Origin of the sequence: Senegalia massiliensis (assembly GCF_009911265.1) — a bacterium.
Classification (GTDB): Bacteria; Bacillota; Clostridia; order Tissierellales; family SIT17; genus Anaeromonas; species Anaeromonas massiliensis_A.
This window is the reverse complement of record NZ_QXXA01000006.1, coordinates 145344-157578: the sequence shown is the minus strand read 5'-3', so window position 1 is coordinate 157578 and position 12235 is coordinate 145344. Positions and strand designations below refer to the sequence as shown.

At 28.4% G+C, this 12235-nt stretch carries 13 protein-coding genes and 1 riboswitch; of the genes, 10 read left to right on the top strand and 3 right to left on the bottom strand.

The features are described from left to right. Positions 1-118: 118 nt before the first annotated feature. The 3 genes from D3Z33_RS06575 to D3Z33_RS06565 are packed head-to-tail and all read right to left on the bottom strand — an operon-like array spanning position 119 to position 2195. Positions 119-808 (bottom strand): ABC transporter ATP-binding protein, encoded by a 690-nt coding sequence (locus D3Z33_RS06575; RefSeq protein ID WP_160196979.1) that lies wholly within the window; start codon positions 806-808, stop codon positions 119-121. Further along, the gene (locus tag D3Z33_RS06570) at positions 801-1958 is read right to left on the bottom strand and encodes an ABC transporter permease (RefSeq protein WP_160196978.1); all 1158 of its coding nucleotides are present in this window, start codon (positions 1956-1958) and stop codon (positions 801-803) included. The genes D3Z33_RS06575 and D3Z33_RS06570 overlap by 8 nt, the downstream gene beginning before the upstream one ends. Positions 1959-2018: 60 nt before the next feature. Further along, positions 2019-2195: a hypothetical protein gene (locus D3Z33_RS06565; protein ID WP_160196977.1), complete on the bottom strand. Its 177-nt coding sequence runs from the start codon at positions 2193-2195 to the stop codon at positions 2019-2021. A gap of 158 nt (positions 2196-2353) precedes the next feature. On the opposite strand from D3Z33_RS06565, the gene D3Z33_RS06560 reads away from it, so the two are divergent. The 10 genes from D3Z33_RS06560 (at position 2354) to D3Z33_RS06515 (ending at position 12233) form a co-directional block, all read left to right on the top strand. Further along, positions 2354-3109, top strand: coding sequence for an exodeoxyribonuclease III (locus D3Z33_RS06560; RefSeq protein WP_160196976.1), 756 nt, complete (start codon positions 2354-2356; stop codon positions 3107-3109). A 101-nt stretch (positions 3110-3210) separates the two neighbouring features. Then, a complete protein-coding gene (locus tag D3Z33_RS06555; RefSeq protein WP_160196975.1) occupies positions 3211-4152 on the top strand; it encodes an MYG1 family protein in 942 nt (313 codons plus the stop codon). 173 nt (positions 4153-4325) lie between these two features. Next, complete coding sequence (locus D3Z33_RS06550) at positions 4326-5063, top strand: DeoR/GlpR family DNA-binding transcription regulator (protein WP_160196974.1); 738 nt, start codon at positions 4326-4328, stop codon at positions 5061-5063. Further along, positions 5063-5977: a 1-phosphofructokinase gene (gene pfkB, locus D3Z33_RS06545; protein WP_160196973.1), complete on the top strand. Its 915-nt coding sequence runs from the start codon at positions 5063-5065 to the stop codon at positions 5975-5977. The genes D3Z33_RS06550 and pfkB overlap by 1 nt, the downstream gene beginning before the upstream one ends. A 13-nt stretch (positions 5978-5990) precedes the next feature. Next, entirely contained in the window at positions 5991-7874 is a 1884-nt protein-coding gene (locus D3Z33_RS06540) for a PTS fructose transporter subunit IIABC (RefSeq protein WP_160196972.1), read from the top strand. Between the two features lie 148 nt (positions 7875-8022). Then, a riboswitch (cobalamin riboswitch) is annotated at positions 8023-8199 on the top strand. A gap of 113 nt (positions 8200-8312) precedes the next feature. Then, entirely contained in the window at positions 8313-9038 is a 726-nt protein-coding gene (locus tag D3Z33_RS06535) for an energy-coupling factor ABC transporter permease (protein WP_431768828.1), read from the top strand. Further along, a complete protein-coding gene (locus D3Z33_RS06530) occupies positions 9022-9300 on the top strand; it encodes an energy-coupling factor ABC transporter substrate-binding protein (protein ID WP_160196971.1) in 279 nt (92 codons plus the stop codon). The genes D3Z33_RS06535 and D3Z33_RS06530 overlap by 17 nt, the downstream gene beginning before the upstream one ends. Beyond that, positions 9287-9967, top strand: a complete 681-nt coding sequence (gene cbiQ, locus D3Z33_RS06525; protein ID WP_160196970.1) for a cobalt ECF transporter T component CbiQ — start codon at positions 9287-9289, stop codon at positions 9965-9967. The genes D3Z33_RS06530 and cbiQ overlap by 14 nt, the downstream gene beginning before the upstream one ends. Positions 9968-9975: 8 nt before the next feature. Beyond that, positions 9976-10791, top strand: a complete 816-nt coding sequence (locus D3Z33_RS06520) for an energy-coupling factor ABC transporter ATP-binding protein (RefSeq protein WP_160196969.1) — start codon at positions 9976-9978, stop codon at positions 10789-10791. Next, the gene (locus D3Z33_RS06515; protein WP_160196968.1) at positions 10776-12233 is read left to right on the top strand and encodes a cobyric acid synthase; all 1458 of its coding nucleotides are present in this window, start codon (positions 10776-10778) and stop codon (positions 12231-12233) included. Before D3Z33_RS06520 ends, D3Z33_RS06515 begins: the two co-directional genes overlap by 16 nt. Positions 12234-12235: the final 2 nt, after the last annotated feature.

Here is a 12235-nt window from a genome sequence, read left to right as displayed (position 1 = left end):
AGGGATAAATATTATGCTTTGATTTTTTTGCCATAAAAAATACCTCCCAGTAGATAATCTAAATTTTAATTAATTAGATTGTCTACTTTGGAAGTATCATATCATTAATGCCAAACTTTTATTTGTCTACATCCATATTTATCTTTCCATCTTTTAATTCTATTATTCTATCTGTTCTTTCAGCTATTTTTTTATCATGGGTTATAACTATAAATGTAGTATTCATTTCTTTACTTATATTCCTTAGTAAAGAATATACTTTTTCAGTTGATTCAGAATCAAGATTTCCAGTTGGTTCATCTGCTAAAAGTAACTTAGGTTTATTGATAAGAGCTCTTGCAACAGCAGTTCTTTGTTGTTGACCTCCAGACATATCTGTAGCTAAATTATTCTTTACATGGCTTAATCCTACAAATTCTATAAGTTCTTCAGCTCTTCTTTTTACTTCTTTTGTTACCTTGTTATTTCCTATTCTATATGGCATGAGGACATTTTCTAAAGCTGTAAATTCAGGCAATAAATAATGGAATTGAAAAATAAACCCCATAGTTTTATTTCGTAAAGTAGCTATTTCATTTTTTTTCATGGTATCAGTTCTTTTACCGTCAATAATAACCTTTCCTTTAGTAGGCTTATCTAATGTACCTATTATATTTAGAAGTGTACTTTTACCACTACCTGAAGTGCCTATTATTGAGTTAAATGTTCCTTGTTGGAATTTTAAGTTTATATCGTGTAGTACTTTTGTTTTTATTTTTTCACCATATACTTTATCGATATTCTCTAATTTTAAAATACTATCACCCATTTCTAATCACCTCTATTGGACTTAATTTTGAAGAACGTCTTGCTGGTATAAGTGCTGCAATAACAGATGCAGCTATTGCTATAAATGTTGATATGACAATAAATATAGGATCAATATATAATGCTACTACAGGTGATCCATCTGGATTTACTGCAAATTGAGTAAACATATAGCTTATAAAAAGTCCAAGTGCTACTCCAAGTATTGCACCAATTATTCCAAGAAGTAATCCTTCAAACAAGAATATCAAGCTAGCAGTTTTATCTTGTATACCCATTGCTTTAAGAATTCCAAGTTGCTTAGACTTTTGTATAACAGTAATAGCGAGGACTGATGCTATACCTAAAACTACTGATATAATAACAAAAACTTGAATCATTATGCTAGATATACTTTGACCATTTAAACCACTTAATAATTCCTCATTTTGAGCTTTCCAGTTTGTAATTTTTATATTTTCATCTAGATTACTTTTAATTTTATTAGCAATAACATCTGCCTCAAATACTTCTTCTACTTGCATTTCTATACTTGTAATATTATCATTGAATTCAAATAAATTTTGAGCTGTTTCAAGGGTTGTGATCATCCAAGATTCATTAATTGTTGCTACGCCTAAATCAAAAAAACCTACTATTTTCATTTCTTTTGTTTTACCTGAATTGGTTACAACATCAATATTTTCATTTAAATTTACATCCAATTCTTCTTTTAAAACTTTACCTATTAAGACTTCACCATTGCCTTTTGGTTTTTTACCTTTATAGATTCTTTTATTTATATCATATATATTATTTGCATTATCAATATTTAATCCTCTTATAAGTAAAGAATAATCTTTTTTATCACCACGAGTAAGTGCTGGACCATCTGCAGCTACAGATATATTTTTTATTCTATCATCTGTATTGTTTATTGTTTTCACTTTTTCATCATAATTACTTATTATATTGTCATTTGAATCAGAAGTTATTGTTATTTGTGATGAATTACCAATTGTACTATCCACTAAATCCTTTTGAAGACCTTGTATAAGTGAACCTATAAATATTTGAACTGATACTCCAACTGCAATACCAAGTGCAATAAGAATAGTTTGACCTTTATTGGATTTTAAAAATCTTACTGCAATTTTAAAAGCTAATTTCATTTGAATCTTCCTTTCTTAAGTTTAAGATATCATTAAAACTGTCTAAGTATATATCTGGATCTATATCTTTATATGACTTTTTCTTATTTTTATATCATTATTATAACCTACTAAAATAAAAAAATATGTTATCATACCTGCTCCTAATTCATGTTGTTCATCTCTATGACATACTATTGCAATTCTTTTATTATCATGTAATTTATATTTATTATTTTTTACAATAATTCCTATCACGTATTGTGGTATAAATATATTAAAATGAAATATTTAATATATTTATACCACAAACAAAACCAATATATCACAAAATGGAATATTTAATATAATTGTTTTTTTACTCTAAATAGTGGTATCATTTATATGGACATTAATATTTAATTGGAGTGATATATATGAAAATGATATCTTGGAATGTAAATGGTCTTAGGGCCTGTGTAAAAAAAGGATTTTTAGAATATTTTGATGAAGTAGATGCAGATATATTTGCACTTCAAGAGATAAAATTACAAGAGGGACAAATTGATTTGGATTTAGAAGGTTATAATCAGTATTGGAACTATGCAGAAAAGAAAGGTTATTCTGGAACGGCAGTATTTACAAAGAAAAAACCTATATCTTTTACTAAAGGACTTGGGATAGAAGAACATGATAAAGAAGGACGAGTAATAACTCTTGAATTTGATAAATTTTATTTTGTAAATGTTTATACACCTAATTCAAAAAGAGGTCTTGAAAGATTAGATTATAGAGCTAGATGGCAAGATGATTTTACAAATTATCTAATTGAATTAGACAAAAATAAGCCTGTAATATTATGTGGTGATTTAAACGTAGCACATAATGAAATAGATCTTAAAAATCCATCAAGCAATAGGAAAAATGCTGGATTTACAGATACAGAAAGAGGAAAGATGACAGAACTCTTAAATGCTAACTTTATAGATACATTTAGACACTTTTATCCTGATAAAGAAGAAGTATATAGTTGGTGGAGTTATATGAGAAAAGCAAGAGAGAGAAACTCTGGATGGAGAATCGATTACTTTGTAGTTTCTGAAAGATTAAAGAATGATTTAATAGATGCAAAAATTCATTCGCATATAATGGGAAGTGACCATTGTCCAGTAGAACTTGAAATTGAATTATAAAAAATAAGGATAATAAAAAGGAATTCGTAAAAAATAGAAATATATAATTATAAAATCTCTATCATGACATGATAGAGATTTTATTTTAAGAAGGTGATAAGATGGCTAATCAAAAAGAATTTAAAAAAGTAGGTACTCATAATGGTAGATTTCATGCAGATGATGTCATGGCTACAGCAATACTTAAACAAATATTTGATATAGAATTAATAAGAACTAGAGATAATGATATATTAAAAGATCTAGATATTGTTTATGATGTAGGTAGAGGAGAATTTGACCATCATGGTATAGAGAAAAAATATAGAGAAAATGGAATACCATATGCAGCTTGTGGCTTAATATGGAGACAATTTGGTAAAGAGATTATAAAGTTTAAAGAAGATTCATTAAGTGAAGAAGAAGTCAATGATATATTTCACTATATAGATAGAGTAGTAATAGAAGGAATAGATGCTTTAGATAATGGTATTAGAATTCAACAAGATATACCACTTATGCATATTTCCAAAATAATATCAGGGTTTAATCCTCCTTGGTATTTAGATGATTCTATAGACAATGCTTTTATGGAAGCTGTGAAATTAGCAAAAGTAGTATTTGAAAATACTTTTAATAGTAGGATTTCAGTAATAAAATCTACAGAAAATATTATAACTGCTTTTGAAAATAGAACAAATCCAAAGATATTAATTTTACAACAATTTTCTCCTTGGGGAGAAATATTAAAAAAAATAGATGAAAGAGGAGAAGTATTATTTGTAATATATCCTAAAGATCATAATTATGCTATCCAGACAGTAAGAGGTAAAGATGGTACTGATAAGAAGAAATTGCCTAAATCTTGGGCAGGAAAAGAAAATGATGAATTAGCAGAAATAACTGGAGTAGAAGATGCTGTATTTTGTCATTCAGGAAGATTTATAGCAGTTGCCAAATCTAAGGAAGGAATACTAAAAATGGCTGATTTAGCTATAAATGCACCTGAAGAAAAGAGAAGTAAAAGTATATTTGATTTTATAAGAGATATATTTAAAAAATAATTAAATATAGATAATAAAGGTACTAGGGCACAAATCCTAGTACCTTTATTACATGATATGATTGAAAGTGACTGCATATATGAATATTTGTGATTGTTAATGAATATAATTGAGTGAATATGATTGACTTTATAGTTTTTTTAATTTATAATGTAATTAAGAAGGTGAAAAATATGCTTACAGAACAAAGACAAGAACTTATATTAAAAGAATTAAATAAAAAAGGAATTGTAAAAGTAAATCAACTTGTAGAAATAACAAACTCTTCAGAATCAACCATAAGAAGAGATTTATCATATTTAGAACAGGAGAATAAATTAAAAAGAGTTCATGGAGGAGCTGCACTTTTAGAAGGAAGATTTAATGAAGAAAGTTTTAAAGATAAGCTTATTCATAATAAAAAGGAAAAGGTTTCTATAGCAAAATATGCAGCATCACTTATAGAAGAAGGAGATAGTATATATTTAGATGCTGGAACTACTGCATATGAAATGGCTAAATTAATAGATAAAAAAAATATACTTGTAGTAACTAATGGAGTTGATAATGTAGATTTACTACTTGACCGAGGAATAGATGTATATATATTAGGTGGAAAAATTAAACGAAAGACAAAAGCAGTAGTAGGATCAGACGCACTTAAAAATTTAGAAAAATTTAGATTCGATAAAGTTTTTATTGGGATTAATAGTATTCATTTAGAGTATGGACTTACAACACCAGACACAGAGGAAGCTATAATGAAAAAAAGGGCAATAGATAATTCTACTGAAAGTTTTGTATTAGCTGATCATAGTAAATTTGACAAAATTAGTTTTGTGAAAGTAACAGATTTTTCTGATGTCATAATAATTACAGATAAAGAACAAAGTAATTATACTAAACATACAGAAATAGAGGTGACAGAGTAATGATTTACACAGTAACTTTTAATCCAGCAATAGATTATAACCTAGAAATAGATAAAATAAATTTTGGAGAAACAAATAGAGCAAAAGACACATATATTTATCCAGGGGGCAAGGGAATAAATATTTCAAGAGTACTCTATAATTTAGAAGTAGAAAGTACAGCTTTAGGGTTTATAGGTGGTTTTACAGGAAAATACTTAGAAGAGTATTTAAAGAAATCCGATATTAATACAGACTTTATATATTTAGATGAACCAACAAGAATAAATGTGAAATTGAAAAGTGAAATTGAAACAGAAATAAATGCAATAGGTCCTGATATTCCTGATGAAAAAATAGAAGAATTTTATAAAAAAATAGATAAATTAAAAGATGGTGATTTCTTAATACTTGCAGGAAATATTCAATCATCACTTAGAAGAGATATGTATTTTACAATACAAGAAAGATGTAGTGAAAAAAATATTAATATAATAGTAGATACAACAGGAGAATCTTTAGAAAAAACTCTTTCGAATAATCCATTTTTGATAAAGCCAAATAAGAAAGAATTGGAAGAAATATTTAATATAGAAATAAAGGATAATGAAGACATAATTAAGTATGGACAGAAGTTACAACGAAGAGGAGCGGAAAACGTAATAGTTTCTATGGGAGGTGATGGAGCAATATTACTATCAGAAAATGAAGTGCATTTTGTAAAATCACCAAAAGGAATACTTAAAAATTCAGTAGGTTCAGGAGATTCAATGATAGCAGGATTTTTATCAAGTTATACAAAGACAAAAGATGTACTAAATTCATTTAGATGGGCGGTAGCAGCAGGCTCTGCAACAGCTTTTTCTAGTGATTTAGCTAAAAAAGAAGAAGTGGAACAATTGCTAGATAATATAGTTATTGAAAGATTAAAGTAAAGGATGTGAAAAAATGAAAATTACTGAATTAATAAAAAATGATACTATTATATTAGAATTAGAAAGTATAAAGAAAGAAGATGCATTAGATGAACTTATAAATAAATTAGATGAAGCAGATAGACTTAATGATAAACAGGAATATAAAAAAGAAATATTAAAAAGAGAATCAGAAGGGACTACAGGAATAGGAGAAGGAGTTGCAATACCTCATGCTAAAACTAATGCAGTAAAAACTCCATCAATAGCATTTGGGAGAAGTAAAGATGGTATAGACTTTGATTCATTAGATGGAGAACCTACTCATTTATTTTTTATGATAGCAGCAAGTGAAGGAGCACACAATGATCATTTAAAAACCCTTCAGAAACTATCTACATTTTTGATGGATGAGAGTTTTAGAAAAGAATTATTAATTGCAGATACCAAAAAAGAAATATTAGATATAATAGATAAAAAACAAATAGAAAAAGAAGGATTAGAAAAAGAAAAACCTAAAGTAGAACAAAAAAGAGAAAAAATACTTGCAGTTACAGCATGCCCTACTGGAATAGCTCATACCTATATGGCAGCAGACGCTTTAAAATCTAAAGCTGAAAAAATGAATGTAGATATAAAAGTAGAAACAAATGGTTCAACAGGTGTAGAAAACAGACTCACAGATAAAGAAATAAGAGAAGCAACGGCTATAATAGTATCAGCAGATACAAAAGTAGAAATGAATAGATTTCATGGAAAAGTTGTAATACAAACTCCAGTATCAGATGCTATAAAGCAGCCAGGTGCTTTAATAGAAAGAGCATTAGAAAAAAATGGTGATGTATACGAAGCAAAAGAAACTTCTACATCTACTAAATCTCAAAGTACAGGCAAGGGAATATATAGAAATTTAATGAATGGTGTATCAAATATGCTTCCATTTGTAGTAGGTGGAGGAATATTAATAGCATTAGCATTTTTATTTGATTTTAATAATGCAGGAGCAGATAATTATGGTTCAGGTAATGAAATTGCGGCATTTTTTAATACACTAGGAGGCACAGCATTTAGCTTTATGCTACCAATACTTGCAGGATTCATTGCATCATCTATAGGCGATAGACCAGCTCTAGCACCAGGATTTGTAGGAGGAGCTCTTGCTGCAAATGGAAAAGCAGGGTTTTTAGGAGCACTTTTAGCAGGATTTTTAGCAGGTTATGTAGTAAAAATGCTCAGAAAACTATTTAGTAATTTGCCACAATCATTAGAAGGAATAAAACCAGTTCTGTTATTTCCTCTATTTGGAATATTAATAGTAGGTGCTATTATGAACTTTATAGTAGTTCCACCAGTAGAATGGCTAAATACAGGACTAAATAGCTGGCTTAGTGGACTTGGTGGAGCAAATAAATTATTATTAGGACTAATACTTGGTGGGATGATGGCAGTAGATATGGGAGGCCCTGTAAATAAAGCAGCATATGTATTTGGTGTAGCATCAGTTGCAGAAGGAAATGGACATATAATGGCAGCAGTAATGGCTGGAGGAATGGTACCACCACTTGGAATAGCGCTTGCGACTACATTCTTTAAAGATAAATTTACAGAAAAAGAGATAGATGCAGGAAAAACTAATTATGTAATGGGACTTTCATTTATAACGGAAGGAGCAATACCTTTTGCAGCAGCAGATCCAAAAGGTGTAATACCTTCAATAATAGCAGGTTCAGCTATAGCAGGAGGATTATCCGCAGTATTTGGAGCATCTTCCCCTGCACCACATGGAGGAATATTTGTATTCCCTGTAGTTACAAATTGGCTCTTATATATAATAGCAATATTAGTAGGAAGTATAATTACAGCATTACTTTTAAAGGTATTGAAGAAACCAGTTGCTTTAGGAGAAGTAGAAAGTTAATAGATAAACGATAAATTATATTAATATAAACCTATAAGATAGATGATTTTAGAGAGGTCTATTTTATAGGTTTTTTTATAATCAGAATAAAAACTAAAAATATATTTACTTCTATCTTCACAAGTGATAATATATATTTAACAATAAAAATCGAATATTAAATTTAGGTTCATACTTATGATTAATAGGGAAAGAGGTGAGAAACCTCTGCAGCCCCCGCTACTGTAACCATAACGAAATCTCAAGTCCACTATTCATTAGAATGGGAAGGAGAGAAAGTAGGATGATGGCGAGCCAGGAGACCTGCCTAATTTAGGGAATTAAGCCTTCGGAGGGAAGGATATACCAGCTTATAGATAATATATATTTTAGCTAAAAAACTATCCTACCTCCGAGGTAGGATTTTTATTGTGTAAAAAATATTCGGAGGGGATAAAGTTGAAAAAGAAGTATCTAGTTTTATTTGGTTTAGTATTAGTGTTTATGCCAAAATATGCAAATGCTATGCATATCATGGAAGGCTACTTAAGTCCTTTTTGGGCAGGACTTTGGACAATTGTTAGTTTGCCTTTTGTAATTTTAGGATTTAGGAATATTTCTAAAATGGTGAAAGAAGATGGAAACAAAAAAATATTAATAGCACTTATGGGGGCATTTGTATTTGTGTTATCTGCTTTAAAATTACCATCTATAACAGGAAGTTCATCACATCCTACAGGGGTAGGTCTTGGAGCAATAGTATTAGGTCCATCTGTAATGAGTGTAATTGGGATGATTGTGCTAATTTTTCAAGCATTATTACTTGCCCACGGAGGAATCACTACACTTGGAGCAAATACGTTTTCTATGGCAATAGTAGGACCTTTTGTAGCATTTGGTATTTATAAGCTTTCTCAGAAAGCTGGATGGAAAAAAGAGTTTTCAATATTTCTAGCAGCTGCATTTGGAAATTTAATAACTTATGTTGTTACATCTTTTCAGCTTGCCATGGCTCATGCAGGAGCAAATGAAGGATTTATGGAATTATTAGTTAAGTTTTTATCTATATTTGCTATAACTCAAATACCGCTTGCTATAGCAGAAGGAATACTTAGTGTTATTGTATATAATTTAATAGCTGGATATAAAGAGGAAGGAGTTTTAGCTTATGAAAAAAACATATAAAAATTTATTACTTTTATTTATAGTTGTAATACTTATAGCTGTTCCAATACTTGTAATAAAAGACTCTGAGTTTGCAGGCTCTGATTCTCTAGCTGAGGAAGCTATTCCTGAAAGCTATACTCCTTGGTTTAGTCCTCTTTGGGAACCACCAGGAGGAGAAACTGAAACCCTTATATTTACCTTACAAGGAGCTATAGGTACTGGAATAATAGCATATTTCTTAGGCTATATGAAGGGTAAAGCTAAAAATGCTAATAATTGATAGATATGCATATATAAATAAATTAAGATATTTTAATGATGATTTAAAGCTTTTTTTATTTATTATGATGATTACTATAGCTTTATTTTCTAATAGCTATATTGTTCATATATCTATTTTCATTATTATGAGTGTTATTTTAGTAGGTATTGCCCAAATACCTATAAAAGGATACTTTAAAATGTATTTATTACCTATGAGTTTTATTATTTTAAGTTTAATAGCTTTAGTTTTTTCGATTTCACATAGTAATGTAGACACTTTTTTTAGCGTTAAACTTTCTAATTTTTATCTAGTTGTAAGGGATGATAGCTTACTTAAAGCTATCATCCTTACAACTAGAGCATTTTCAGCCATATCTTGTAGTTACTTTTTAATACTTACTACACCCTTTAATAATTTAATTAAATTATTATTAAAATATAAAATACCAGTCCTTTTAATAGAGCTTATAATGCTCACATATAGATTTATATTTATACTTTTAGAAGAGATAGCTAAGATTTATAAAGCACAAGATTTAAGGTTTGGATATATAAACATGAAAAATAGTTTTAATTCTTTAGGATTACTTTTAAGAACATTAATTGTTAGGATTATTAAACGATATAAAGATATGATAATTTCTCTTGAAAGTAAAAATTATGACAATAGGTTTTATATGTAGGTGAATATATGTTAAAGACAGTAGATTTAAATTATAATTATGAAGACGGAAAAGTTGCATTAAAAAATATAAATATAGATTTAAATAAAGGAAATAAAATTGGTATAGTTGGAGGAAATGGTGCTGGGAAAACTACTCTTTTTTTAAATCTAATAGGTTATCTTAAACCCAATAAAGGTGAAGTTTTATTTAATGATAAAAAAATAAAATACAATAAAAAATTTTTAAGGAACTTAAGAAAAGAAGTAGGGATAGTATTTCAAGAGGCAGATAAACAAATTTTTTATTCTAACACTTATGATGATATAGCCTTTGGGCTTAGAAACTTAGGAATTGATGAAGATACTGTAAAAATAAAAGTTGATAAAATAATAAATTTACTCAATATAGAAGAATTTAAAGATAAACCAGTTCATTTTTTAAGCCATGGGGAAAAGAAACGTGTTGCAATAGCAGGAGTTTTAGCATTAGATTGTAAAGTAATATTTTTTGATGAACCATTAGCTGGTTTAGATCCAATAATGACAGATAATATGATAAATACTATGAATAGTATTGTTAATGATGGAAAAAAAACAATAGTATCAAGTCATGATATGGATTTTATATATGAATATTGCGATTATATATATGTATTAAATAAAGGTGAAATAATAGATTCTGGTATAACAAGAGAAGTATTTTTAAATAAAAAAACATTAGATAAGGCTAGTTTAAAAGAACCTTGGCTTGTTAAAGTCCATAAAAAATTAGAGATACCATTGTTTGAAAATGAAAAAGAATTTTATAATTATAAAGGAGAAAAGTCATGGCAAAAAATATAATGATAGTAGGCACAGGGTCTTCTGTAGGAAAAAGTATAGTTACTGCTGCTCTTTGCAGAATATTTAAACAAGATGGATATAGTATATCTCCATTTAAATCACAAAATATGGCATTGAATTCATATGTCACTGAAAATGGAGAAGAAATGGGTAGAGCTCAAGTAGTACAAGCTGAAGCAGCAGAAATAGAACCAATGGTTGAAATGAATCCAATACTTTTAAAACCTACAAGTGATGTAGGTAGTCAAGTAATACTTATGGGTAGAGTTCATAGAACTTTAACTGCATCTGAATATAGAAAAGAAGTACCAAATATAAAGGGAATTGTTAAAAAAGCATATAATGAATTAAATGATAAATTTGATATAGTAGCAATAGAAGGAGCAGGAAGTCCTGCAGAAATAAACTTACGTGAAAATGATATTGTAAATATGGGACTTGCAGAAATGGTAGATAGTCCTGTAATACTTGTAGGAGATATAGAAAGAGGAGGCGTGTTTGCAAGTATTTATGGAACTATTATGTTATTAGAGCCAGAAGAGAGAGAAAGAATAAAAGGCTTCATTATAAACAAATTTAGAGGGGATATTGAAATATTAAATCCTGGAATAAAAATGTTAGAAGAAAAAATAAATATACCTTGTCTTGGAGTTCTTCCATTTACTAAATTAGATATTGATGATGAAGATAGTGTAACTACAAGATTTAATAAAAATGTGGATAATGATGTGAATATAGGAGTTATTAAGCTTCCATTTGTATCAAATTTTAGTGATTTTACGCCTCTAGAAATGGAAAGAAGAGTAAATGTAAGATATATTACTAAAAAAGAAGACTTTGATAATATAGATTTTCTTATAATTCCAGGAAGTAAAAACACTATAAAAGATATGGAATATATAATAAAAAGCGATTTAGATAAATTAATATATAAAAAGCATAAAGAAGGTATTCCTATTATGGGTATATGTGGAGGATATCAAATGTTAGGAGAAGAAATATCTGATCCATTACATATTGAATCTAATATGGATAGAATAAATGGACTAGGCCTTCTTAGTACTAAAACAGTTATAAATGAAAAGAAAGATACATTAAGAGTATCAGGAAAACTTAATGGTGAAAGTATAAATGGATACGAAATTCATATGGGTAAAACTGAGAGATTTAATTGTAAACCATTTATAGAATTAGAAGGAAATAGATTTGATGGTGCTATAAATGATAAGGGAACAGTATATGGTACTTATCTTCATGGAATATTTGAAAATGATAATTTTAGAATAAATATAATAGAAGAAATATTAGAAAAAAAAGGATTAGAAAAAGATAAAGATAAAACTAGCTTTGAAGAAATAAAACAAGGTGAGTATAACAAATTAGCAGATTTAACTAGAACAAATTTAGATATGGATAAAATAAAAGAAATAATGGGATTGTAAAA